We start from the raw sequence: 26,057 nt of genomic DNA on the forward strand, positions 1-26,057 counted from the left end.
TGTTCCCGTTAGGTGTTACACCTGACGGGACTACTAAATAGATTTCTCGCCAATTACTAACTTTTTCAGGAATTGCACAAATAAATCATTGTCGTTCAGCGAGGGCACCATGTCAAGTTTTTCGCCGCCATGACTTTGGAATAATTCGTCGTAATCTATGCCGAGCTCGACAATTGTTTCGAGGCAATCTGTGGTGAAGGATGGCGCTACGATTAATCCGCGTTTTTTGCCTTGCTTGGCATATTCGATTATTACTTCGTCCGAAAATGGTTTCAGCCATTTATTTGTCAGACGCGACTGAAAAGAGGTGATGCTTTTTTCGGGTGCAATGCCGGTTTTCTTGAGTAGCAATCGCGTAGTTTCGAAGCAACAAGCTTTGTAGCAATATTGTCCATGCTCGGGGAATTCGTTTTGGCAATTGCAACTACTTTCCGGGATTTCAGGGTGAACGCGGTTTATGTGCGATAGTGGTAATCCGTGATATGTGAAAATAACAAAATCGTATTCGGCGACATTAAATGTTGAAATATTTTCGGCAAAGCAATTTATGAAATCCGGGTGGTTGTAAAATTGTGATATTACATTTATTTTCGGAATTACGTCGCGATTGGCTAAGCTCTTGTAAATTAATTCGATTACCGTTCCTGTAGTCGAAGACGCATATTGAGGAAAAAGGGGAATAAAAATTACTTCGGAATATTTTTGCAATTCATTGGATTTAATTAATTTTTCGAGACTCGGATTTTGGTAACGCATTCCAATATGTACATCGTAGGATTCCCCGAGTTCTTTGCGTAATTTATCAGCTAAGTTTTCGGTCAAATAAAGTAGTGGCGAACCTTTTTCATCCCACACTTTTTTATATAATTTAGATGATTTTGGCGAACGAAACGGAACAATTATAAAATTAACTAACAATTTCCTGGAGAGCCAAGGCAAATCTATTACTCTGCCGTCGCCCAAAAATTCGTGCAAATATTTCGCAACATCGAAAACCTTTGTCGAATCGGGCGTGCCCACATTTACCAAAACTACTGCTTTTTTGCTCATTATTTTATCTCTTTAATTAATTTATCTGCAATTTGTCTGCCCTGTGCTATTCTATCTGCCATCCCAATTCCGCTTCTGATATTTCCTGCCAAAATTAATCCTTTAAATTCGTTTTCTATTCGAGCGATTTGCTCAAATCTCAGTTGTGATGATGCTTCGTATTGCGGAATTGCTCTTTCGTAACGGAAAATCTTGAGTAAATCCGGCTCCGGAGTGCTATGCCCAAGCATATCCGCTATTTCGGATTTAACGATTTGTGTTATTTCGCTGTCGGACTTTTCGATTATATCGGGGCGTCGCTCGCCTCCCATAAAAGCTGATATTAATGCTCCACCTTTTGGGGCGCGGTCATGGAAAAGAGACGAAATAAATAATAATCCCAAAATATCACGTTTTTCGACCGAGGGCACTAATCCGCCAAATGCTTTTAATTTAATTCCTTGCCAATTTTTATATCCGGCGATAAGCTGCACAACTTTTGTATATTTAAGATTTGCGATGTCAGAAATATCTATTTCAGGATGATTTCTGAATATGTTTATTAGCGATGCTGCACCTGTTGTAGTGACTATATTATCGGCTAATATTTCATTTTGTTCGCCATTAATATCATAATTAATCTTATATGGCTGATTTTTGGGATTAATTTCTAAATTATTGATATTTAATAATATATTTTTATTGCCGATTTTATTTTCAAGTGCATCAATAAGTTTTTGCATACCCAATTCCATCGAAAAGATTTCCCGTGAGACTTTTTGTATGCTTGGGTTTTTGGGTTCAAATTTCTTTTTTATTGCACCGCGAATAAAGCTGCCATAATTTTGCTCCAAATTGTACAATTTTGGAAGTGCATGGCGAGTAACAAGCTTATAAGGATTCCCCGCGTAAATGCCGGAAATAAATGGGTCAACAGCATAATCCAAAAAGCTTTTCCCAAGCCTTCGGAGAACTAAATCCGCTACGGTTTCATCGGGATTTTTCCCTTTTGGCAAAAATGGTTCGGTGAGTAGTTTTAATTTATCTCCCAAACTGAACAATTTCGTTTTGATTCCCGCCGGAATTGTTGTTGGCAAAGAATGCCATTTGCCCTTTTTCCAAATCCATCTATCGTTTGAGTTGGGGTTAGCAATTTCGAGATTACAGTCTTTCTTTAGCTCGTCGAATAATTCCACAGCTTCGATTGAAGATATTATGCCTGAGTTAGGACCTGTCTCGAATACGAAGCCGTCTTCGGTGATTGTTTGGATTACACCTCCAACTCGTTTATTCGATTCCAAAAGTAGAAAACGGACACCGGCTTTTTTGAGATAGTATGCCAAAGTCAAGCCTGTCAAGCCGCCCCCGATTACTACAACATCATATTTCTGACTTTTTTCCATATCAGACAGATCTCGAATATTTACCATGACCTGATTCGAAACATGGGTCTAAAACCGCTGCAACATTACGAATAAAAATGACTCCCAGGTCGGTAATTTCGATTATGCCGTCGTGAATGCGAATGATACCGTCATCTATGAAATGTGCTAATTTGTCAGAATCGAAATTAATTAAGGATTTTATTTCATCGGCACTGATACTCAAATTCATGGCAATTTTGTCGAAATCTAATCTTTTGTTGCACATGAAATAGTTGATGACTTCGCGAATTACGATTTCGTTAGCACTCAAATTATAGCCTTTGATAACCGCAAATTCACCTGATTGGATGCTTTCGATATACTCTTTCGTCGTTTTAATATTTTGGATATACGACTTCTCTAATTGCGAAATTCCCGAAACTCCGAAGGCGTAAACTTGCCCGGTAGTGCGTCGGGTACAATATCCCTGAAAATTACGGTGCAAATCATGATTAACGCCGGCTTCGTATAATTCATCGCTTTCGAGCACAAAATGGTCTAATCCGATTTGCTTATAACCGGATAATGATAGTTCTTTGGATGCCCTCAGAAACATTTCCATTTTTTCAATCGGGTCAGGAAGTCCAATTTTTTCGAGATAATTTTGGCTTTTATTTACCCAAGGCACATGTGCATAGGAAAATGTGACTAATCTTTCGGGGCGAAGTTCGGCAGCTTGTCTGATTGTATCGACAAATCCGTTAACTGTTTGCCCGGGCAATCCGTATATGAAATCGAGATTGACCCCAATTTTGGGATTTGATGATTTCAAATAGCTGAATAATTCGTCAAGCGGGATTTTCGAAGGGTCGCGATTTGAATACTCTAATACCTTTTCGTCGAAATCCTGAATCCCAAAGCTGAATCTGTTGAATCCGGCTTGAATTAAAATATCGAGATATTCATATTCAATATATGCAGGATTGCATTCGATGGCTATTTCGGCATTTTCGATAAAATCAAATTTTTCTCTTAATTTGTCAACTATTTGTACCAAATATTCTGCCTCGATGGCATTTGGAGTGCCGCCGCCAAAATGAATTTGAGAAATTTTCCGATTCGAATCCAGATGCTTTGATGTCATCTCAATTTCCGAGATTACAGCATTAATGTAATCGGTAATTGGGTCTTTTCTCTTGAGCAAAATCGCATTGCAGCCGCAAAAATGGCACATCTTCTTGCAAAATGGAATGTGCACATAAACTGATATATTTTCCGGTTTCCAATTATTTGATTCTTTCAGCGCTGAGATATAATCAATACCGGTGAAGTTGTCTGCGAACTTGGTCGCCGGCGGATAAGATGTATATCTCGGAACCGGTTCTCTATATTTATCATAAAGTTGTTGCATCTTTTTCGGTTTCTTCTAAGTGATTTCTAAATATCAATATTACTACAAAAGTAAGTATTACAAGTCCGGTCTCGATATAAAACAATGTTCTATATCCGTACATATCTGCAAGTCTGCCGCTTTGGGTTGCTATTATAAGGCTGCTCAGATGTGTAATTACAATTTGAACCGTAAAGTCTGTGCCTTCTTTGCCCGGGCGAACTCTATCCATTGACGAAGTATAGATTAAAACTGTGGATACTCCATAAGCCATCCATAGAACTATGATTCCAAAATAGATGAAATAGCTGTGAACGGGTTGGAAAGTGATACAAACGAAAAATAGACTGATGAACATGCTTATTGACAAAAACATCAGATAAACTTTCAGTCTGTTAACTCGTTTGATTATCCATCCTGCTCCCACAGCCGAAAGTGCCGCTACCAAAGTGCCGACAATTCCTACTGAAACGCCGATTTCCTTAGCATTGAAACCCATATCAACCAAATATGGTTTGAGCATCGCCAATATGCCTACGATTCCTGAATAGTAAAGAATCAAAACCAACACATGCCCCAAAATTTTCTTTTGTTTGAAAAAAGCAGGGATATCTTTAATAGATGCTGTGGACCGTTCAGTTTTTACTATCTGCCCGTTTTTCTTGAAAAAGAACAATGGCACTAATGCAATTACAACGAAAATCGCCAATCCGAATAATAAGAGTTGCCAACCGTAGTAATGATAAACTATCAGAAGGAATCCGCTGCCTACTAAAGTGCCGACAAAACTGCCGGCACTTTGCATACTATTTCCAAATCCTCGTTCCGATTTTTTCAGCAGCAATATTGCATACGCATCTGTAGCTATGTCCTGTGTGGCAGATGCTACAAATGCAATAACAACGAAAATGATGATAAGAGTGAAATCATACTGCAAACTCAGAAAACCGATTCCGAAAATTATTGCCGCATAGAGGAATTCGGAAATGAATATCCAACGCCTATAGTCAGCCGTAGTGTTCGAGTATCTGTCAATCGAAGGCGCCCACAAAAATTTTGCTATCCATGGCAACTTAACCAACTGAATCAACGCAATTGATTCGAGTGAATAATTTTCTTGACGCATAATCACCGGGACTATCGTCGAGAAAAAGCTCATCGGAATTGCTTGAGCAATGTATAATGAAAATAAAACAGAATATTTTTGGAAATTACTTTTTTCTATCATTAAAATTTAGCCGATATCTTGACTCCGAGCCTCTGCGGCTTGCCGTGTTGGACAAAATTTCCTAATTGCGCCGCTTCGAAGTAAAATGCCCAATAATCTTGGTTGAGTATGTTTCTGAACCACAAATCAACATCTATAACATCGGTGATGAGTGAGATAGTTCCGTCCAATAATCCGTAAGAATCCTGAAATGTGGTGTTCGCTTCAGTCCAGTAGTGTTTGCCTGTCATTCTATACAAAGCGTTAATTCTCAATCCTTTGAAAAAGCCATCTCCCAAAACGAAAGTTTTCGAAGCGTGCATTGACATTGTAAATTGAGGAACATAAGGTATGTAATTACCACTATGATTACGAGCAGTATCCACAATATAAGAATCAAACCTTGCATCGGTATAGCCGAATGTCAGTGATGTCTCAAACCTATCGAATGGGGTAGCCCTCATGCTGAGTTCTACGCCTTTGCTTGTCGAGCTTCCTGCATTTTTCAACATCGAACCTCTGCCACTTGGCACGGTTTGGTATATCTGTTGATTGCTCCAGTCAATATAAAATAATGCAAAATCGGTGTATAAATTACCATCAAAGAGATTGAGCTTAATGCCTGCTTCATAATTTATACTGTGTTCAGGGTCGAAAGTTAAATCTTCGGGACGCTCAAATGTAGTGTTAAATCCGCCGGTTTTGTAACCCTTAGAAATCGTGGTATAAACTTGCGTAAAATAACTGAACTCGTATTTAATCGAAAACTTTGGCATTATTTGGAATGAAGTCAATTCAGGGTATAATGTATCGGCTAATTGTCTTAATGTATTATTCGCATCTACTCTGGCTTTGTAAGTTAATTCGTCATATTCGTAATCAGCCCTTATGCCGGCGGTTATAGATAAATTTTTCAACAACACATCGTAAAGTGTTGATTGGTGGAACAATGCTCCACCAAGGATGTCATGGTAATATTCGCGATTAGTGAGCGAATTGTTGGAATATACCTTGATGTCAACAAAATTGTCAAATCCTTGATAAAATCCATATGCTCCAACAAGCCATTCATATGTTGACCGTTCCTTGGATTTTAGTATAATCTCTTGCGAAAACATCTTATGCTCTTGCTTTTGGACCACAAAGAACATTGATTTGTCGCTAAAATCTTGGTCAATTGCATTATTGTCATTCATTAACTGTAACGACGATGTGGAAATTAACTCGATTTTGCTTGAATTTACTTTGAATATGAAAGCATTTGAAAACAAATCTCTGTCATATGTACTGCGCTCGTTGTAGTTTATATCAGCAATTACACCGCTTGCGTTGTCAAACTTGGCATAAGGATATGCCCCTTGTTTGCTCGTCTCGAAGCTTGTAATATTTTCGAAGACGAAGTAATCTGTTGGTTCATGAATCAATCTGAGCCTTGAGCCAATAGATTCAATGTCGTCCACTTTGCTGTCGTTGAATTTATTGACGAAAAATCCATCTTCGCTCAAATAATTCATGCTGATTGAGTAACCGAAAGTGCGACTTAATGCTCCGTAGTGATTTGCTCCGGCATTGAGCAAGCCATAGCTGCCGGCATTCAAAGACAATTCAGTCCCTTGGGTTTTAAGAGGCGACTTTGTAAAGACATTTATAATACCACCCATCGTATTGCGACCGTACAAGGTTCCTTGTGGTCCGCGTAATACCTCAATTCGCTCTACATCAAATAAGTCGAAGTCAAACGCAGCCTTCTCGAAAAAAGGAACATGGTCAACATTCAGCCCAACAGATGGCGAATTAATGCGGCTCCCGATTCCGCGTATATAAACAGGGGAAGTCAGCTTTGAGCCATATTCAGGCATGAAAAAATTTGGGGCTATCGAAGTGATATCCTTCAAGCTTCTGATGCCATTATCACTAATCATATTTGCCTCGATTAATGTTATCGAGCTCGGTAGAAGTAGGATTGACATAGCATCCTTAGGTGCCATGATTGTTACATCTTCGATTAGGTATCTTTTAATCTCTGTACTATCAATCTCCTTAGATGTTTGAGCTAATGAGAATGAATTTATCATAAGTAACAGTGACAAAATTGTTGCGATATTGCAAGCTGTATTCATATATTTCCTCTATAAAAATCATAAAAATTAATTAAAATTATTACATATAACACAAACGTAAAAATAAGCTATTTACCTCAATCGTGCAAGTTGATTTTTGTATAGCCAACTCAGAAATGTTTAAAATATAATATACTTATGAAATAGAATTCTGTAATGCCCGATTAGGTCGAGCGTTTGAGCCAAATGTCTCCCGAAGCGACGTCTGACAAATTACATTGCCGGATAGTTATGTGACACTTGAACCCAATATTTGCTCCTTAACAAAATCATAGCATTTTCAAAATTTGATGAATTTTTTGTCCCGTCAGTTGTTACAACTAACTGAAGATCTTTTCAAGTCAGTTGTTACACCTGACGGAATAGAAATGGCTAAGGAAATGAGTATATTTCTTAAAATATTTCTCTTGTTTCAAATAAATTTCGTACTTTTATCAAGTTTGATGTTACTGATTTTTTAATGGACATAACTTATGAAATGGATTTTATATATAGCAATTATGATGATGGTGATTTCTTGCAAAGTCAATCACCATTCTCAGAAAAATGATTCAGTTCTTGACAAGCCTCGAGTTGACAAAATCATCTTCCTCAATCTGAACTTCAGTTATGATTCTTTGCTTATGAGTACAAAAGCCGAACTGATTGACTACAAAATCGTCGAAGGCAAATTGAAATCGGAGTTTACAAGCTTTGTAAATTTCGAAGGGACAGCTTTGCGAATAGCGTTTTACGATGATTCGGCAAATTTGTTAAAATCCATAATTATTAATAATCCGCTCTTTCAAAATGCTGAACATTTCGTTGAAAGTGGTGAAATTTCAAGAACGTTTGTGAGATTACCGGAAACCGAATTTTCGCTCAGAACACAATTGCCCAATACTTGTTCATTCATTACTGTAAGCGAAGCGGGCGATACAGACCAGATAAATGGAAATATTCTATTGAAAATAGCAGTTGGAGATTAATAAAATGAAAATGCTAATTAATTTGTTGATTTTTATAACATTTGGCACAATCAACGCTCAAAATTTCCAAGTTGACACATTGTTCATGAACGGCAGCATCGATGCGCGGATTAATATTGTTATACTCGGCGATGGTTATTTGGAGAGTGAATTGCCGGATTTTGATAAACATGCTAATAATTTTATTAATTATATGTTTACCGATAGACCCTTTCTGGAATATAAATCATATTTTAACGCTTTTACTATCAGAGTGCCATCGAATGTTTCGGGAGCTGCTATGAGTCCGAAAAATCTTATTGATAATTATTTCGGCTCTACATTTGGCTACGCCGGAATTGACCGTCTGCTTGTACCGACGCAAGCTTCAAAGGTTATGAGTGTTTTGGCAGATAATTTCCCTCAATATGACCAAGTAATTATGCTCGTTAATTCTACTAAATATGGTGGCTCAGGCGGTTGGATTGCTACTTCGTCTGTTCATCAAAGTGCGGGCGAAGTTGTTTTGCACGAAATTGGTCATTCCTTTGCCGGATTAGCTGATGAATACTATGCAGGAGACCAATATGCAAGAGAGCGAGTAAATATGACTCGAGAAACTTCTCCCGGGAAAGTTAAATGGAAAAATTGGTATGGTGATGAAGGTATTGGGATTTATCAGCACTGTTGTGGCGGGAAATCTGCAGAATGGTACAAACCTCATGAAAATTGCAAAATGCGAAGTTTGAGCAAAGAATTTTGCTCGGTTTGCCTCGAAACAATTATAGCCCGAATCCATAAACTTACTAATGCAATAGAATTGTATTCACCAACTTCTACGACTTTAGAACCTGATAATTACCCAATCAATTTTGAATTACAATTGATTTCGCCCGAACCTAATTCATTGAAAATTGAATGGCTTGTAAATTCGAATATTTATGAAATCAATAATAATCAAATCAGTTTGCAGCGGAGTGATTTATTAGACGGAAATAATACAATTGCTGTCTATGTAAGAGATACGACAGAGTTTATTCGGATTGACGATTATGAAAACATAAATATAAGTGCTGTAATTTGGTCATTGAACAATGATTTGACCGATGTCGAATATATTAATTCTGAACAATATAAAATCAATGTCAGTATTTTCCCGAATCCTACGAGCGATGTTTTATGGTTGAAATTTGGCGAGATTCCGACTAGAAATCTTCAAATTAATTTGCAAGATATACTCGGCAGAACTTTGCAAAGCATTAATACTCAAGATTTACAATCCAATGATTTTATGTTTGATTTGTCAGAATATGCTGAAGCGGTTTATATGCTGAGTATCGTTGAAAATGGTCACCCAATTATAGTTAAGAAAATTATTAAAAAGTGAATGAGATAAAAAATAATATTTTGCTCTTTCCCAAAAAACTATTACGTTTGTGTAGCTTTTAAATATATTATTGAAATAAAATGAAACAATGGTACGAATTGCTTTTCGAGAACTACGGAAATCAATACGAAAAAGAAAACTTTACCCAAGGTACCTCAGGTGAATGTGATTTTATTGAGCAAGAGATGAATAATGCAAAAAATCTCAAAATTTTAGATGTCGGATGCGGTACCGGACGACATTCCATCGAATTAACTCGGCGTGGGTACAACGTGACAGGGATTGATTTGTCGGAATCAATGCTCGAAAAAGCGCGCGAGAATGCTTTGAATGCTAATCTTGAGATTGACTTTGTCAATTGTGATGCTCGTGATTTGCCTTTTGATGCAGAATTTGACCTAGCAATTATGCTTTGCGAAGGTGGCTTTCCGCTCATGGAGACTGATGAGATGAATTTCGAAATCCTGAAAAATGTCGCTAAATCACTTAATAGTAAGGGTAAATTTATTTTTACTACATTGAACGGTTTATTCCCACTATTCCACTCTGTACGTGATTTTCAAGCGTCACAAAGCCTCGAAGGTAACGCTTCTTATAGCAAGAACTCATTCGATTTGATGACATTTCGCGACCATAATATCACCGAATTGGTTGATGACGCGGGCAAAACAATGACCTTGGATTGCAACGAGCGCTATTACGTCCCAAGCGAGATTACTTGGTTGCTCAAATCTTTGGGCTTCACGAAAATCGAAATATTTGGTGCAAAGCTGGGCGCTTACTCCAGAAATGACAAATTAAGCACCGAAGATTTTGAGATGCTGGTTGTGGCTGAGAAGTAGGGGTTTGGGTTTCGGCTGTGAATAAAAAAATTCAACCCCTTTCGGGGTTGGATATTTACTTTCGACTTTTCCACCAGCTTCATAGGTGGTTATTGATATTTAACCCTTTCAGGGTTTTTAATCTTTTAATGATTTCGCAGTTTTTTGAAAATCATATTTTAGTTTGTCTTTGTTTTCTGCTAATGTCCAACTCATAACCTTGTAGAAATGAGTTTTCGTTTCAACTACTGTTATTAGCATGTAGAAGGCGTTTGCTTCATCATTCCATTCCAATTCTAATTGTGCACAAGGATTGCCATTTGAATTGAACGTAGTAGCTTTGCTTGTTTTGCGATTTTCAGAATCAACCATATAAGCAACTATGAATTGGTCGAGAAAATCTGCAGCATCAACAAATTTGATTCCAATGCTTTCGAGTTGTGCTTTTTCATCTTCAATAACCATTGTATATGCTTCACGCTGAATATTTTGGTATTGCATTGAAGCAACATCATTCAACGTATAAGTTTTTGTCATATAGTCAGGTATATCAAGCGTGTAGCAATGACCACCCTTTTGAGTGCTGTATGATTGAGCCATAATAGTTGATGGCAAAATGATGATAAACACAAGTAAAAATATATTTTTCAATGCGCAACTCCTATTCAAAAATTATAAAAATTACAATGGCAAATATAATAAAACAATTGAATCTATAAAATTAAAATTTAATAATTTATAACTTTAAATTAAGAATCTAATTGCTTGAGCATCCACAATTCCCTTTTTCCGATTTGCAAAATTGGACGTAAAGTGGCGAGTGCAGTTTTGCCTATGCTGCGTTTGAGATATTCATATTCTGTGATTTTATCTTGCAATTCCGGGTCGTGCGGTCTCTGAACTGATTGTTCTTTGAGCATGAGATAGCTTTTAAATTGGATTGAAAGCTCAAGATTGAGGCGAATAAAACAAATTATATCAAATATTATAAATTGTGAAAATTTGCTCTTAATTTGTTCGATAAATTGTCCTAATGAGGTGTTCTTCAAATCACCGGAATTAAGCATTTCGAGGAATTTCAAATCCGTATCAAATTCGCTCCCAATCCATGACTTGATGTAGCGGTCACTAAGTTGAAACAGTAATGTAGCGCCGCTTGTGAAAATAATTATTACTAAAGCCGCTTGAAGTTCGGGGCTTATCAAAAAGGAATTATACATAATATGAATAGCAATTGCAGTTGTTAACGCAATTAAAGAGGATAAAACAATATCTTTCTTGCGAATATCATTTAGATATAATAATATTGTAGCCGCTAAGCCTGTAGAAGCAGCGTGCATAATTGCAGTTCCAAATCCTCGTACTATTTGCTGCATAAACGTTGGTTCGGGTATTTTAATATAATAATAGTAGATATTCTCGGTAAATGCAAATCCACTGCCTATTATGAAACCATATATCATAGTATCTGTCAGAAATCCTGCTTGATTGCGGCGATATAATATGAAGAATATAGAAAATTTCAGGATTTCTTCAATTATTGGTATTATAAAATTAATATGTGGCTGCACCGGTAAATTAGTTACTGATGCAGCGGAGTTTATAGGATATGCAAGAACTGCAAGCACAGCACTTATTAGAAATATTATTATCGCATATTTCGATTTTATTAATTTGAAACTATCCAAATAAATCAAGATAATAGTAAATAATATTACCGGTAATATTGCAATTAGTATTAACATATTAAAATTTTAGTGAAATCATGAATTCATCATTCGGTTTTGAAAAACCGCTAAATGCCCGTGCATATCCGAATGATAGATATGTCTTGAGTAAATAGAATGTTGAAATTTCGAAATCTATTTGTGCACCCAAATTATAGAATTTGTTTACCGATTTAATACTCTCATTTGCAGTAGCGAGTGCCATTGCGAATAGCGAGAGACGTGCATAAGTAGCATAAAAAGGTAGAAATCCAAATTCTCTGAATCGTACAGGAGCCAGATTTAGCTCAAATGTTCCTTTTGCAAAAGTATTACCGGGTATTGAATTTATCTTAACTCCCGGAAAGCTCGTATTTTGGCGGTATCTGCTAATTTCATTATTATCAAGATAATTATTGCCAAATGCTCCAAAATAAAAATAATTAAACGGGCTATCATCACTCCCGAAGGATTTTCCGCCATGAGCTCTAAGCCATAGTGATGAATTTCTCCATGGCATCAAAAAACCATATGATGCATTGGTAAAAACTTTGAAAAAATTCAATTGGTCCACATAATCATTGGTCATATCAAAATTCAAATCATAACCGGCTTCGTCTTCAACTGCTCCCAAAGACTTTCTCAATACATTATATTTCAGATTAAATGCCAAATGAAATAATTTATCAGTTTCTGTATTTATATTTTGATATTGTGGCAATGTTTTGAGATTGAAAAAAGCTCCTCCAAGAATGGAATATTCAAATTGTTCCGGTTTTCGATTTTGTATGATATAATCATGATATTTAATTGTAATAAATTGTCCTTCGCGGCTTCTTTTTGTAGGTCCAAATAAATCATAGAAATCGGTTTTATTGTGTGCAACGGTTAATTCCCAGAACCAATATTTCAACTTCAGATACAAATGTAGGCGTTCATTTTCGGGAATTAATTGATTATATGAGTATGAAATATTTAAGTCCGTTGTGCTTAAAAAAACTTTGTCCATTAGTTTAGCCCGGAATCCAAACGAAGGGAAATCTTTGTAGCCTTCTACAATTGGAATTATTGATGCAAGGCGTTGACTTGTAAATGGTTCGTAAATGCTTTCAGTAACGCCAATTGAATCCAAATTTATCGCAGAAATTGATGGTAAATTCCATTGCTTTAATTGAGGGTTTTTCTCAAGAACGTCCATGCCCAAAAATTTAATCGAATTAGCATTAACATTATTATCTTCTTTCAAAATAACCGGTAGCATACCATTCAGGGTATAACTATACGCAAGGAGTGAATCATTTCCGATTGGTATTGGTCTAAAATAACCGCGTTCAGTATTGCTTATAACTTCAATATCTTTACTTTCAATATTTATTTTGAAAATGTTCGAAACACCTGTCAAATATGAAGTGCCGTATAAATACTTACCATCTTCGGAAAATACAAAATTACTTCCGGAATTTCCTTCAAATGCATAAATAACTTCAAAATTATTATTTCCTTGAATTATATCTTTCAAAAGGAATAAAACTAATTTCTGATTCCCGTCAGTTGTGGAATATGTTGCGGATAAATAATTCCCGTCTCTTGAAATGTCGAGGTCAAATAAATTATTCCCAAATGGTAGTGTATAAAATTCTTCTATTTTGTCATAGGGTGGTAAAAGTCGCGATAATATGCTTCTGCCATTATAAACTCTGATTCCCCAAAGTGATTTATCTGCTTTGTTGAAAGCGAAATCTCCAAATCTTTGAAAATCCAATTTTTTAATAATTTTTCCATTATCTCTCGAAATTAGCACTAAATCACGATAATTATTATTATTTTCGGTCATAAAAATTGTACGGGAATCTTCATCATAAGTAATTGCAGTTACAAAATGCAACCTTGGAGACATCACTGGTGCGATTTTGCGTATATCACCTGTACCCAGATTAATTTCTGCTAAATGTGCTAATTGTCCCGGATAATTAATTGCCAAAATAATTGAATTGCTGTTTTTATCATAAAACTGCCTCGAAGCAGAGCCGAGCGGTATATCAGTAATTTCTCTATGTGTAGTTATTTCATTTTCTAAAATTCGATTAAGATTCTCATTTTGGTAATTATTTTCAAAATCAATCCAATTTTTCCATTCTGAAATTAAATCATTACCATAAACATTTTTGAATTGTGTGGCAAAAAAGCGGCTACTCGAATCACTTCGGTTATAAAATTCGAGTAGTTTATCAACTCCATGTCTATCCGCAAGATAACTTATAAACCGTGCCCCATAAAGATAGGCATTTGCTCCCACTTTAAAATCTACTGTTGTGCCCTCTGTTTCGAGCCCAACAGGCAAATAGAAATAAGCACTATCCAAGACCATCGTTCTGAAAACCATCTCGTCATATCCTCCGAGAGCTCTTCCGTATCCGCCATTCATGAAGGTTTCAGCAAAAATAGCAATTCCTTCCAGGTACCATCGTGGGCTGTACCATCGCGGTGTTGCCAAATAACTGTAAATCATGGAAAGTGGGTTGCTATTGTCATTAATCGGCTTACCGAAGAAAATTGTTCTAAAAAAAGAATCACTTTTCTCGGCTTTGTCGCATACAACTATATGATTTAATTCATGTGTTGCGAGCCACTGCATTCGTTCATTTGCGGGCATAATTTCATAAATGTTATCAAATGGATTAATACCCAAAGTGACAAAATTATGAGGCAATGTTATCGCACCACCGTTACCGTAATCGCTGAAATCATGCACGAAAACGGATATTATCTCCTTAGAATCATAATCAAACAGCTTTCTATTCATTTCATAGCCATTTATGAATGACTTGGCTGTATGTGGAATCAAATATGAATAACCGCGTCCATAATAGATAAAATCAAAATTTCCGACTTTGTAGCTGTAAATGTCAATATTTTCACTGCCCTTGCAAATAGTTGGTTGTAAAGGATTGATAATAAAAAAACAAAAAATACTGTACAATATCCATCTGCGGTTTTTCATTTATCCTTAAGTTTATCCAAAATAATTTAACAAACTTATTAATTTATATTTGCAAATTTCAACCATGTAAAGTATAACATTTCAATCAAATAAAAAAGCGATTTTAATCAAGTAGAAAATCTGTAATGTGTGTGATAAGAATCTCCGGTCTAATCCTATCAATCGGATGAATGACATTGGGCAGAACAGCCAAAGTGGCGTTTTTAAGTCTGCGATAAACTGAAATGCTTTCTTCGATACTTACCATCACATCTTTGTCGCCAACCATGATTTGTACCGGACATTTGATATCACTATAATCTTCAATTTTGAGAGCCTGATTTTCTCCAAGTTCAAGCATCATTTTCGCTGTGGCGTTGACAACATTTTCCCAATTCTGTTCGCCGTATTTGTCTATCAAAGTTTGGACAAAGGCAGGGATTTTGTCTTTCATTTTTTGAGGTTTCAACATTGACGCTTCCAATGCAGCACTATCCGGATTCCAATTGAACTTTGTACCGAGAGTCATGATTTTGCCAATTCGTCCGGGATATATTTTCTCGTGGTGCAAAGCAACGTAACCACCCATACTGTATCCGAAAATGGCAATTTCATCTGGTGGTGTGTCTTCAAGGTGCTTTGTAATATAATTGCCTAAGTCGCCCGAAAATTGCTCTATTGTAAATGGATGAACAGGGTGAGTGCCATCATGACCCAAGAAATCAAATCTATGTATGTGGAACTGCTCTGAGAGCCCGGAAGCAAGAGTGTCGAATTGCTTATGATTGCCCAAAGCACCGTGTAAAAGTATCAAATTTTTCATCTATATTTAAAATTAGTTTATCAATTTAGCTTTGACTAAAATACGCAAATCCAAAGTTTTTTGCAACTAAATTTTGGTAAATATTTATATAGAAACTTCACACAATCTTAATATTTTTGTGTAAATTCATAGATATTTTGTTATTTTTGCACTAAATTTATGAAAAAAATGAAATATGATGAAAGTTAGAAACTTCCGAAACCTGATAGTTATTTCACAATTATATATCACTTTTATATTTATCTGTACCGCTTTTCGTTTGATTTTATTCATTTCGGAAATTGACAGATTGCACAGCATATCCTCAAGTTTCCCCAATATTTTATTGGCATTTATGCAGGGTGTGCGATTCGATATAGTGATTGCAGGATATATTTTGCTTCTCCCATTCTTAGTGCTGACGGTTATGTCCGTTATTAACCGAAGAAGTGTCATTGTTGATATAGTGTTGCGTTCATTTGTGTTCTTGGCTTTCAGCTTAGTATTTCTAATTTGTGCTTCCGATATACCCTATTTTGGTCAGTTTTTCCAAAGATTTTCTGTTGGTGCTTTCCAATGGGCGGATAGTCTCAGTTTTGTAAGCTCAATGATATTACAAGAACCGAAGTACTTCCTATACGCAATTCCGTTCCTTGCTTCAACTATAACTTTGTATTATATATTAAGAAACATCTTTAATTATAAATTTGAATCGAAACCGGAAAGAGGGTATTTCATAAAATCAATCATTGGAATTTTGGCTCTTTTGCTGATTATTGTCGGTATTCGTGGTCGGATTCACCACAAGGCGCCAATATCCGTTGGTACTGCTTATTTTTGTGACGATGCGTTTTTGAATCAACTCGGTCTTAATCCTACTTTTACTTTATTACGGAGTTATCTCGACCAACTTGATGAGCGAAATTCAACAATAGAGCTGATGGATGATGATTTAGCTATCAATAAGGTTCGGTCTGACATGAAAATTCAAACACTATTTAAGAGTTCGCCGATTGCACGCTTAGTAAATTATGACTCAACCAAATCAGCTAAAATGAACGTTGTAATTGTTATCATGGAGAGTATGTCTGCCGCTAAAATGAGACGACACGGTAATGACAAAGAGCTCACACCATTTTTAGACAGTATCTCAAATCACGGTTATTATTTCGAAAATGTTTACACATCAGGTATTCATACTTTCAGTGGCATATTTAGTACCTTATTTTCCATGCCTACAATTTACAGAAAGCATCCCATGAAAGAGGCTGTAATCAAAAAATACAATGGAATGGCGACAAGTTTAAAATTGCATGGCTATTCAACAGCTTATTTCACAACGCACGATGGACAATTTGACAATGTTGAGGGTTTTTTGCGACATAATGATTTTGATTATGTTATTACTGAGCACGATTTTCCCGGACATGAAGTAAAATCTACTTTAGGTGTTCCTGATGATGTTATGTTCAAATATTCAATATCCAAATTAGATAATCTGCATTCTGAAAGAAAACCATTCTTCGCCACATTCATGACTTCGAGTGACCATGGTCCATACTATGTTCCTGAGTATTTTCATGCCAAAAGTAAAGATATTAAGTTGCAATGCGTTGAGTATGCAGATTGGTCACTCAGGCAATTTATTAAGCTCGCATCCGAGAAAGAATGGTTTGAAAACACATTGTTTGTGTTTGTTGCAGACCACGGAGCCCCTCTCAGAGCTGATTATGATATATCTCTTGATTATCATCACACGCCACTTTTATTTTACTCGCCCAAAAATATCACAAATCACAATTCTTATACTCAATTGGGCAGCCAAATTGATGTGTTCCCGACGGTGATGGGATTACTCAAATTACCATATCTTAACAATAGTTTAGGCATTGATTTACTTTCGGAAGAGAGACCATTTACAATTCTGAATAATGATGACAAGATTGGAGTTATCAATCACGAATACCTTTTGATTTTGAAAAAGGATATTAGGACCTTGTTCAGATACAGCCAAAATGACAAGAAAAACTGTTGTGATGAGGAAAACCAATTGGCAGATGAGATGGAGCTATACGCAAGGTCGCAATTGCAAACTTACCAATATCTGCTGAAAACTAATAAATTGTACATCAATAAAGAAGCAGCACCTACTACTGAACTGAATTTGAAAATTAAATAGAAATTAAAGTCCAACAGAATTGAAATCGGATTTGATTCTTCCTAAGACATCCGAATAAAGTTGTTCGCCGAAAATTTTGTTATCTTTTATATCTTCTACTTCCACTACAGTTTTTTCTACATAAAAGACTATTTTGTTTTCATTTTCCGGGTCGGATTTGGCTATAAGTCTTGATTTGACAAATGAATTGTTCCCTTCATTTTGGTAATACCAACTTGTAACTATATAGCCCGGAAGCCCTTCTTCAATTCTTAGATCATTTGAGCGGATGGCTTTCTTTATAATCGAATATGCTTTGGTAAAAGATGCTCCCGAACCGATTTGTGATTCTGATTGCTTAATTGCATTATTATCATCTGGCAAGAACATTACATCGAGAATAGTCGTCAAAGTTTTGATGTTTTGCGGTTCGCTTTTCGATAGAATTAACTTGTAGCTAATTAACTCCGCTTCAGATGTATTTGCATCTAACGCATTCGAAATTTCTTGGTTGGAAACGTTTTGGGTATTTAGCTGTGTAAACAAAAACCAACCCGATAATAAGATAAATACCGTCGCCAATGGATATTTCAGCAGCTTAAGCCCGGAAAATGATTTGGATTTGGAATCAATTTCCGATTGATGCAAGCCATTCAACCCCATCTCAAGCTCATGTTGAAGTCGCGTTTTTGGTTCAACACTTGCTAAGCTTTCATCATCATTCTGCAAACTCGTTAAATACGAGCTGATGAGTTCTTGCTTATTTCCAGATTCGACTTTTTTCGTTGTCATATTATCTACCCTCTACGGATTTAGACGAACATCTGTAAAATCTAATTTTGTTTTTTCATCTATACTTACAATAAAAATAGTAAAAAAATTTGAATAAACAAACTATCTTTCTTGCGCCCTAACTTTTATTTTAACTTGAATACCTCCGTTTACAGATTTATTTGCAAGTATTGCCTGCTCGATATGTGGGTTGAACGGCACAGCATCATCTTTGAAAGGCAGTATAGTACCATATATTCCAATATCTGTATCATCTGTACCGTAATCTTTGCCTGCTGAATCATCTTTAAGGTGATAATCTGCTGTAAACGAATGATTACTATTTTGAGCGTGCATCTCAAGATGATTATGAATATTCTCATTCGTCAGTGAGTTTGCATCAACATTATCAGTTGAACTGATTTGTGTATATGTCGTTAATAGATTATTATAAGTTCTGTTGCTGTTGGAAGTGTTAAAGAAATAACTCTGTAAATGAAATAGGTTATTTGATAAATTATTGTTGTGTGAATTATCCAATCTGCTTGTAACAGAATTCAAGAATAGGCAGTTATTTATGATTGAGTTGTTGAGATGCCTGAATGTATAAAAGGTTTGGCTACCTGTTACAAAAGTGCTAATACACCTAGATATGGAAAAATTAGTCAATTTCTTTGTTGCCGTGCCCGATATTTCATTAAAAATACATTCATCAATCATCCATCCGTCAATATTGGCATCTGATTCAATTTTTGTGAAATAGCAACGCCAAACAACGATATCATCTGCTGCACCATTCAATATAGCAAACTTCATTCCAATAAATGCTGTGCCATCGCCACCTGCGACAACTTTTATGGTGTTGCTAATTGAAGTAGGCTCTGTAGCTACGACTCCCATAGGATTATATCCTGCACCGATGAATTGCAACTTTTTATCAATTACTGTTGCTGAATTACAAAATGAGAATACTCCACCAGAAAGATATACTACAGCATCAGGCGAGGCTTCGTTTATGGCTTGGTCTAAGCATGTTGTATAATAAACCGTAATATCTTCACCTTCTTGGACGACGATACACTCTTGAGCGTTCAAACTTAATGCAGTTAAAGCAACAATAAGTGCTATAAAAAAAACTGTGGTTTTCATTTTAGACTCCTTAATAAATTGATGGTTTAATTTCCTTGATAAAATAAAGTTGATGATTTGATTAAATAAATCTGATAGCCTTGCCCCGGAAGCATATTTTCAATATCGTTTATGCCGAACTCCGGATAGAAAATCTGTCCTAAATTGTTTTTTGCGATTATCAATGCTTCATCGTCAGTCAGTGACATCATTGCTGTTTCGATGTTTTGCGGGGTCGTTCTGAAGTATGATATGATGTTCCATCCTGTATTCAATTCAATCGGGTTATCTTCAGGCACAATCTTAAAACCTTCAAGACTCAATGTCGCAGCATTAGTCATGTAAACTTGATAACCTTCTAATATGTTCCAGTTACCGATGTCGTTTATGCCGAATTCCGGATAATAAATCTGCCCCAGATTGTTCTTAACTATGACAACATCGTCTTCAATTGGCATTAGCATGCTTGCAATGTCGGCATCCTGTGGATTGATAAATGTGGATATTATATTCCATCCGGCTGAAAGAGATATGTCCTGATTAGCAAGTCCCGTTATAAAGTTCCACTCCTCAGACCACAGGCTAATGTCAGCACCCTTGATGGAGCGTACCCGCCAAAAATATTTGTAGCCAAAATTCAAATTTAACAATTCAAATTCTACAATATCATCTGTCAACTCTTCGATGTCGTCTATATCTACAATCGTCGAACTGAAATCTGATTTTGTCGAAACTTGCAATTGATATTTTTCAATTGCGGCTTGGTCAGCCCATTGAAGATTGAATTGTGTAAGCGATTCGTTGTGATTGTCAGCAGGGGCTATCAAATACGGCGCTGCTATGCCATATTCATCGAAGAAGAATTCTTGCGAAATTGGAACACTCCAAATTCCATTTTGGTCCATAAATTGAATCCCAAACATGTGATTTTGTTGCTCTTCGATTGCAGGTATCTGTAAGTTATTGGCGAAATCAATTTCTACCATTGGGCTTTTAAATTCGGCATATGTCGTACTTGCACTATCATTGTTAAACCAATAGCGATATGCTTTTATAGTATTGCCCCCGGATATAGCTTGAGACCCTATATTATAAAAATATCTTGTCAGTGGTGTGCTCCAGTATCCGGCTTTATCTTTAAATCTAATTGTTATGGCATTAATTCCTTGTGGGAGTGAGTCAACTTCAAAAGTCTCGTCCAGCAAGAAAAGCTCGACACCTGCAAAGTTTGCCGTTGTAACATTTGCCGTATCATTGCCGAACCAATATTGGTATGATACAATTTCATTGTCTGTAACTAAATTCTCTGTACCGGTATTATAAAAATATCTTGTCAAGGGGATGCTCCACAATTCACCGGAATCCTTGAATCGAACTGTAAAAGAGTTTAGTCCATGAGTTAGATTCGAAAAATCAATTTTGTCGTCGAGGAAAAAGAATTCCTCACCTGCTATGTTTACAGTGTCTCCGTTTGTATAATCATTGCCGAACCAATATTGGTAAGTGACAATTTGATTGGTTGCCGGCAAGCTTTGGGTTCGGTAGAACATCCTTGTCAGAGGAATGCTATACATATTGGCATTTGTTTTGAACCGGACAGTCACAAAATGCAGTCCTAAAGGCAATCCTGTCACATCGATATTTCCATCCCATATAAAGAAGTTAGTTTCTGTGATGTTTACTTTTATTTTGTTGGTAATCACTCCATCTAACCAATATTCGTAACTACTCAATTGACCGTAATCATCAGGTAAATAGTAAAAATTTCGAGATAGAATTTTCCAATTGTCAGCTGTATCTCTAAACATAAAATTCAATCTATGGACACCTACGTTCAGGTTGGCAACTTCGACATCAATAATAGTATCTATAACAAGAAGTTCGACAGGCTCATCGAGAATCGTTTCAACCGCCGAATCAAAGTCATCATCAAACCAATATAACCATTTATCAATATGATTTGCATTTGTATTAGCAACAATGATGAGTAACAACAAGCATAATAGAATTCTTTTCATAATTTCTCCGTTTCAATTTGAAGAATGATTTATCTAATTTTGATTTATTTGCTTTGTGCTTCGATTTTCAGTTTTACTTTGATTCCACCATTTAAAGATTTGTTAGCAACTACAGCTTCCTGAATATGTGGGTTGAAAGGCAAGGCATTGTCTTTGAAGGGGTCGTCAGTGCCGTAAACACCAACGTCATACCCGTCTGTGCCATATTCTTTTCCTGCCGATTCGTCTTTCAGATTATAATTGTTACTAAAAGAAAAAGGTGTGTTATTGCCAGAGCCGTAACTCACAAAATGGTTTGCTGCACTTTGATTTATAAGTGTGTTGGAATCAACATTGTTGGATGAACTTAAAGAATTAAAATTGGTAAGTATGCAATTAAATGTAAAATTATCTGAACAGAAATAGTAAAAATATCCTACATGAGCGGAAAAGATATTATTTGATATTATGTTATCATACAGTCTATCGAATCTGATGTAGGGGTCGCCGAGAAAAGCATTGTTGTTGATTTGAGAGGAATTGACATATCTAAGAGAATACGTGTTCGTACTATGAAAAGTATTGATAAAATTTTTCATAATAATGAAATAAGATGATTTGAATGCTGATGAATTTATCCCATCAAAAATACTTTCCTCTATCAGCCAATTATTAATGTGTGCTTGTGGCACCAAAGTCGTAAAGTTGCATCTCGAGATTGTAATATCGTCAACAGTAGCTTGTAACTCATTAAATTTTAGCCCCGTGAGAATAGTACCTTCAGCACCGGGTCGAAGCTTCAAATTTCCGTTGATTTTTGTTCGATTTGTTGCTGTTGTTGCGACGGGATAAACTCCGGCTCCAAAAATAGTCAGCTTCTTGTCAACCACTGTAGCCCCATCACAGAAGGAAAAGTTTCCGCCGGAGATATAGATAGTTGAGCCATCGAGAGCATCATTAAAAGCATCATCCAAGCAACTATCGTAATAGATTGTCATATCTTCGCCGTTCTGGACAATTATGCACTCTTGTGAATTTGCATTGATTACACTAATATATGTTAGTAAAATCAAAAGTCTTAGAAATATTTTCATCATATACCTCGAAAAATTTGTAATTAAAGACTAATCTATCGGTTTGAAGTCAGGAAATTGGATTACCTAAGACCCTATAAATCATATTTCGTCTGAAATAAAAATTAAAATGTCAAATCAAACATGATTCTAAAATATATAAATATTGGTAAATAAAAAAAATATTTTTGATTTCTTGAAAAATTATAAGCATTTGAAATGTTGATAATTAGCCAATTTGATATAAATATATTTATTGTGAATTTATTCTATTTTAAAATGAATAAAAATCACTTAATAAATAACCCTGACTATATTAAACGATATTAATTTCACAAGCAAGTATAAAATATTAAGAAAAATTAATTTGCACAGTAGTATTTTTTTTTTTAAGTTTACATATCACTTTCAAAACATTTTTTTAGGAGCTAATTATGAAGAATTTCCTACAAATTGTACTTTTGGTTATCTTTGTCGGTATAATACATATATCGGCGCAAGTCCCCAACCAAATCAGTTGGCAAGGTGTACTCACAGACGCTCAAGGCGATGCCTTGCAAGGACAAAACGAAATAATTATCAGAATTTTTTCGAGCGATGACAATGTTAACGACTTAATACCACTTTGGACAGAGACTTATAATTTGAATTTAATGGACGGATTGGTCAATTTAGCTTTAGGAGATAATCCGGGCAATCCAATAAATTTGAATTTCAACCAAGCATTATGGCTTGAAATAGTGGTCAATGGCGGCAATCCACTCAATAGAATAAAATTGACCTCAGTGCCATACAGTATTATGTCTAAAGATGTCGAAGATGGTGCTGTAGTACGTTCTTTAGGCAAAGATGAGCAATTGAAAGACGATATCAAATTGGTGGAAGGCAAAAATGTTATCATCGAAGACAATATGCCAAACGAAAATGACATTAGGATATCCGCACTACCCGAACTGAAAATTGAACAGAACATTGATAATAGTACGAGTATATTTATCTGGAATCCGGTTACGAATATTTACAATATATGGATTATAGTTTTCCCAACCGGTGAAGTATGGTGGTTCCGTGAACTAATAATCTACGAAACGCTAATTATCAAACATGAGGAAAGCGAGCGTAGTGTTGAAATTACGGCTGGTGAAGGTATCACTCTCCGTGGTCCCGACGGAGAAATAACAGGCAGATGGAATACAGACGGAACATCTGAACATATGGGCGAAGAGACATTCCATGGTGGGATTAAAATTCCTTTAGTGGGTGGTGGCGAAATCCTAATTGATGACGAAGGTATAACAATTTATGATGCAGAGGGTAACGTGGTAACTGATTTTGCACCTGACGGCACTTCATATCATAGTGGTCTCGAAACTTTTGAAGGAGGGATTGAAGTTCCATTAGCTGGTGATGGAAAAATCCTAATCGGTGACCAAGGAATAAAAATTTACGATGCTGAGGGGAACGTGCTTACAGAATTCGCACCGGACGGCACTTCTTTGCATAAAGGGCTCGAAACTTTTGAAGGTGGGATTAGTGTTCCTCTCTTGAGCGGTGGTAGATTTGATATTGATAAATGGGGATTTAACGTATATGATGTTGACGGATTCTTAAAAGGTGGACTTATACATTCTGAAGAAGGAGTCTCTTTCGGAGTACTTAGCTCTAATGGCTACATCACTATGGATGAACAAGGGTTGACTATTAAGGATAATAATTCTAATGTGATAACACAATTCAAAATGGACGGAACTTCATTTCATAGTGGTAAGGAAACTTTTGAAGGTGGGATTGAAGTTCCTCTCTCAAACGGAGGCAAATTAGAAATTCATGAATCTGGAGTTTCTGTTTACGATGCTGAAGATAATTACAAAGGCGGGATTTTGCAAGATGAGCAGAAGACATACGTGGGTGTCAAAAGTGATGAGGGGAAAATATGGATGGGAGAAGACGGTTTAACATTATGGAATGCTGATGATGAAATAGTCGGTTCTTGGAATTTCGACGGCACTTCTTTTCATAGAGGTAAGGAAACTTTTGCCGGAGGAATTGATGTCCCTCTCACAGATGGAGGGAAAATGCAATTTAATATCGGAAGTACACCTTTACAACTATCTGGTTTGGGCGGAAACGATGTCTTAACTGTATCGCAAAATGGTGCCACTGAACAATCCGGTATAGGTACTTTTAAAGCAGGAATTGAAGTGCCTCTAACAGATGGTGGGACAATTCAAATTCATCCCGGTTCTACACCTTTATTAATAAATGGTTCGGACGGAGACGATGTCCTAAGTGTATCAAGTGATACTAATGGCACGAGCCTTAATATATTAAATGACCTTGGTAGTCTGAAATTTGGTTCAACGGGAATTGTAGTTTCTAATACTGATGCGATAGTAGCAACAGTTAACTATGACGGTTCTGCTTCATTCGGCGGACCTGTTACCATAGGAGATAAGGTGACGATTCTTAATAGTGATGGTGATAAAAAGTTTGAGTTTGACAATAGTGCACTTTGGATATTTAATACTACGGGTACTTGCACAAATTTGATGGGGCAGGATGGCAGTACTGTGCAATTGGGCTTAGCACAATTCTGGGGCGGTTTCCAAGTTGCAAACGGAAATACACAATTGAAAAACACTACTATTACAGGAACTTTGTCAACATCAGGCGCATTAACAGTGAATAGCAGTGCATCACTTAGCGGAAATTGCTCTGTCGGGGGTAATCTTACTGTTATAGGCGATTTAAACGTTACCGGCAACAAGAATTTCCGAATTGACCATCCCGACGACCCGTATAATAAGTATCTGTTTCATGCTTCTATCGAATCAGACGAAGTGTTGAACCAATATTCCGGAAATGTTATTACAGATGCGAATGGTGTAGCAATTGTCACTTTGCCGGATTACGTCGAAAAAATCAATATTGATTTCCGATACCAATTGACTGTAATTGGTGATTTTGCTCAAGCAATAATCTCGAAAAAAATTCAAAATAATCAATTTGAAATCAGAACAGATAAAGCAAACATGGAAGTGAGTTGGATGATTACTGCCAAACGTAACGATTCCGTCCTACAATACAGACCTTTCCAAGCAGTTCGTGATAAAAGTCCTGCTGATAGAGGTAAATTACTTTTTGATTTGAACAAATTATCTAATTTAGGAGATTAAA

General features: G+C 36.1%; 18 protein-coding genes. 5 read left to right on the forward strand and 13 right to left on the reverse strand.

What is annotated here, in order from left to right:
- Nucleotides 1–33 precede the first annotated feature (33 nt).
- From hemH to M9949_12050, 5 genes are read right to left on the reverse strand one after another with little or no spacing between them, the layout of a single operon-like run.
- Nucleotides 34–1,050 carry a ferrochelatase gene (gene hemH, locus M9949_12030; GenBank protein ID MCO5252128.1) on the reverse strand — a complete coding sequence of 339 codons (1,017 nt, stop codon included), beginning with the start codon at nt 1,048–1,050 and terminating at the stop codon, nt 34–36.
- On the reverse strand, nt 1,050–2,432 hold the full coding sequence (hemG, locus tag M9949_12035) for a protoporphyrinogen oxidase (protein ID MCO5252129.1): 1,383 nt from the start codon (nt 2,430–2,432) through the stop codon (nt 1,050–1,052). The genes hemH and hemG overlap by 1 nt, the downstream gene beginning before the upstream one ends.
- Before the next feature lies 1 nt (nt 2,433).
- Nucleotides 2,434–3,804 (reverse strand): oxygen-independent coproporphyrinogen III oxidase, encoded by a 1,371-nt coding sequence (gene hemN, locus M9949_12040; protein MCO5252130.1) that lies wholly within the window; start codon nt 3,802–3,804, stop codon nt 2,434–2,436.
- On the reverse strand, nt 3,788–5,011 hold the full coding sequence (locus M9949_12045; GenBank protein MCO5252131.1) for an MFS transporter: 1,224 nt from the start codon (nt 5,009–5,011) through the stop codon (nt 3,788–3,790). The genes hemN and M9949_12045 overlap by 17 nt, the downstream gene beginning before the upstream one ends.
- Nucleotides 5,011–7,110, reverse strand: coding sequence for a TonB-dependent receptor (locus M9949_12050; GenBank protein MCO5252132.1), 2,100 nt, complete (start codon nt 7,108–7,110; stop codon nt 5,011–5,013). Before M9949_12050 ends, M9949_12045 begins: the two co-directional genes overlap by 1 nt.
- A gap of 473 nt (nt 7,111–7,583) precedes the next feature.
- On the opposite strand from M9949_12050, the gene M9949_12055 reads away from it, so the two are divergent.
- From M9949_12055 to M9949_12065, 3 genes are all read left to right on the forward strand, one after another.
- Complete coding sequence (locus M9949_12055; GenBank protein MCO5252133.1) at nt 7,584–8,078, forward strand: hypothetical protein; 495 nt, start codon at nt 7,584–7,586, stop codon at nt 8,076–8,078.
- 4 nt (nt 8,079–8,082) lie between these two features.
- Nucleotides 8,083–9,444 carry a M64 family metallo-endopeptidase gene (locus M9949_12060; protein ID MCO5252134.1) on the forward strand — a complete coding sequence of 454 codons (1,362 nt, stop codon included), beginning with the start codon at nt 8,083–8,085 and terminating at the stop codon, nt 9,442–9,444.
- An 80-nt stretch (nt 9,445–9,524) separates the two neighbouring features.
- Entirely contained in the window at nt 9,525–10,286 is a 762-nt protein-coding gene (locus tag M9949_12065; GenBank protein MCO5252135.1) for a class I SAM-dependent methyltransferase, read from the forward strand.
- A 117-nt stretch (nt 10,287–10,403) separates the two neighbouring features.
- Here M9949_12065 and M9949_12070 read toward each other — a convergent pair whose 3' ends face one another.
- The 4 genes from M9949_12070 to M9949_12085 all read right to left on the reverse strand — a co-directional run bounded on the left by M9949_12070 (nt 10,404) and on the right by M9949_12085 (nt 15,774).
- Nucleotides 10,404–10,916 carry a hypothetical protein gene (locus M9949_12070; protein ID MCO5252136.1) on the reverse strand — a complete coding sequence of 171 codons (513 nt, stop codon included), beginning with the start codon at nt 10,914–10,916 and terminating at the stop codon, nt 10,404–10,406.
- Between the two features lie 98 nt (nt 10,917–11,014).
- A complete protein-coding gene (locus M9949_12075) occupies nt 11,015–12,010 on the reverse strand; it encodes a PrsW family intramembrane metalloprotease (GenBank protein ID MCO5252137.1) in 996 nt (331 codons plus the stop codon).
- A gap of 1 nt (nt 12,011) precedes the next feature.
- Nucleotides 12,012–14,972, reverse strand: a complete 2,961-nt coding sequence (locus M9949_12080) for a hypothetical protein (GenBank protein ID MCO5252138.1) — start codon at nt 14,970–14,972, stop codon at nt 12,012–12,014.
- Nucleotides 14,973–15,075: 103 nt separating this feature from the next.
- Nucleotides 15,076–15,774 carry an alpha/beta hydrolase gene (locus tag M9949_12085; protein MCO5252139.1) on the reverse strand — a complete coding sequence of 233 codons (699 nt, stop codon included), beginning with the start codon at nt 15,772–15,774 and terminating at the stop codon, nt 15,076–15,078.
- A 175-nt stretch (nt 15,775–15,949) separates the two neighbouring features.
- On the opposite strand from M9949_12085, the gene M9949_12090 reads away from it, so the two are divergent.
- The gene (locus tag M9949_12090; protein MCO5252140.1) at nt 15,950–17,932 is read left to right on the forward strand and encodes a sulfatase-like hydrolase/transferase; all 1,983 of its coding nucleotides are present in this window, start codon (nt 15,950–15,952) and stop codon (nt 17,930–17,932) included.
- 3 nt (nt 17,933–17,935) lie between these two features.
- Here the strand turns inward: M9949_12090 and M9949_12095 are convergent, their stop codons facing one another.
- From M9949_12095 to M9949_12110, 4 genes are all read right to left on the reverse strand, one after another.
- Complete coding sequence (locus tag M9949_12095; protein MCO5252141.1) at nt 17,936–18,703, reverse strand: hypothetical protein; 768 nt, start codon at nt 18,701–18,703, stop codon at nt 17,936–17,938.
- A gap of 102 nt (nt 18,704–18,805) precedes the next feature.
- On the reverse strand, nt 18,806–19,831 hold the full coding sequence (locus M9949_12100; GenBank protein MCO5252142.1) for a hypothetical protein: 1,026 nt from the start codon (nt 19,829–19,831) through the stop codon (nt 18,806–18,808).
- Nucleotides 19,832–19,857: 26 nt separating this feature from the next.
- Entirely contained in the window at nt 19,858–21,828 is a 1,971-nt protein-coding gene (locus M9949_12105) for a hypothetical protein (protein ID MCO5252143.1), read from the reverse strand.
- A 44-nt stretch (nt 21,829–21,872) separates the two neighbouring features.
- Nucleotides 21,873–22,904, reverse strand: coding sequence for a hypothetical protein (locus tag M9949_12110; GenBank protein MCO5252144.1), 1,032 nt, complete (start codon nt 22,902–22,904; stop codon nt 21,873–21,875).
- Between the two features lie 410 nt (nt 22,905–23,314).
- Between M9949_12110 and M9949_12115 the strand changes: the two genes are divergently transcribed.
- Entirely contained in the window at nt 23,315–26,056 is a 2,742-nt protein-coding gene (locus M9949_12115; protein MCO5252145.1) for a hypothetical protein, read from the forward strand.
- Nucleotide 26,057 lies beyond the last annotated feature (1 nt).

Origin of the sequence: Candidatus Kapaibacterium sp. (assembly GCA_023957315.1) — a bacterium.
GTDB lineage: Bacteria > Bacteroidota > Ignavibacteria > Kapaibacteriales > UBA2268 > PGYU01.

What these genes read in the sequence shown, in the direction of transcription:
- M9949_12045 (MCO5252131.1), bottom strand. Translation starts at nt 5,011, where the DNA reads ATGATAGAAAAAAGTAATTTCCAAAAATATTCTGTTTTATTTTCATTA.
- M9949_12105 (MCO5252143.1), bottom strand. Translation starts at nt 21,828, where the DNA reads ATGAAAAGAATTCTATTATGCTTGTTGTTACTCATCATTGTTGCTAAT.
- M9949_12050 (MCO5252132.1), bottom strand. Translation starts at nt 7,110, where the DNA reads ATGAATACAGCTTGCAATATCGCAACAATTTTGTCACTGTTACTTATG.
- M9949_12080 (MCO5252138.1), bottom strand. Translation starts at nt 14,972, where the DNA reads ATGAAAAACCGCAGATGGATATTGTACAGTATTTTTTGTTTTTTTATT.
- hemH (MCO5252128.1), bottom strand. Translation starts at nt 1,050, where the DNA reads ATGAGCAAAAAAGCAGTAGTTTTGGTAAATGTGGGCACGCCCGATTCG.
- M9949_12100 (MCO5252142.1), bottom strand. Translation starts at nt 19,831, where the DNA reads ATGAAAACCACAGTTTTTTTTATAGCACTTATTGTTGCTTTAACTGCA.
- M9949_12065 (MCO5252135.1), top strand. Translation starts at nt 9,525, where the DNA reads ATGAAACAATGGTACGAATTGCTTTTCGAGAACTACGGAAATCAATAC.
- M9949_12095 (MCO5252141.1), bottom strand. Translation starts at nt 18,703, where the DNA reads ATGACAACGAAAAAAGTCGAATCTGGAAATAAGCAAGAACTCATCAGC.
- M9949_12075 (MCO5252137.1), bottom strand. Translation starts at nt 12,010, where the DNA reads ATGTTAATACTAATTGCAATATTACCGGTAATATTATTTACTATTATC.
- hemG (MCO5252129.1), bottom strand. Translation starts at nt 2,432, where the DNA reads ATGGAAAAAAGTCAGAAATATGATGTTGTAGTAATCGGGGGCGGCTTG.
- M9949_12055 (MCO5252133.1), top strand. Translation starts at nt 7,584, where the DNA reads ATGAAATGGATTTTATATATAGCAATTATGATGATGGTGATTTCTTGC.
- M9949_12085 (MCO5252139.1), bottom strand. Translation starts at nt 15,774, where the DNA reads ATGAAAAATTTGATACTTTTACACGGTGCTTTGGGCAATCATAAGCAA.
- M9949_12090 (MCO5252140.1), top strand. Translation starts at nt 15,950, where the DNA reads ATGATGAAAGTTAGAAACTTCCGAAACCTGATAGTTATTTCACAATTA.
- hemN (MCO5252130.1), bottom strand. Translation starts at nt 3,804, where the DNA reads ATGCAACAACTTTATGATAAATATAGAGAACCGGTTCCGAGATATACA.
- M9949_12110 (MCO5252144.1), bottom strand. Translation starts at nt 22,904, where the DNA reads ATGATGAAAATATTTCTAAGACTTTTGATTTTACTAACATATATTAGT.
- M9949_12115 (MCO5252145.1), top strand. Translation starts at nt 23,315, where the DNA reads ATGAAGAATTTCCTACAAATTGTACTTTTGGTTATCTTTGTCGGTATA.
- M9949_12060 (MCO5252134.1), top strand. Translation starts at nt 8,083, where the DNA reads ATGAAAATGCTAATTAATTTGTTGATTTTTATAACATTTGGCACAATC.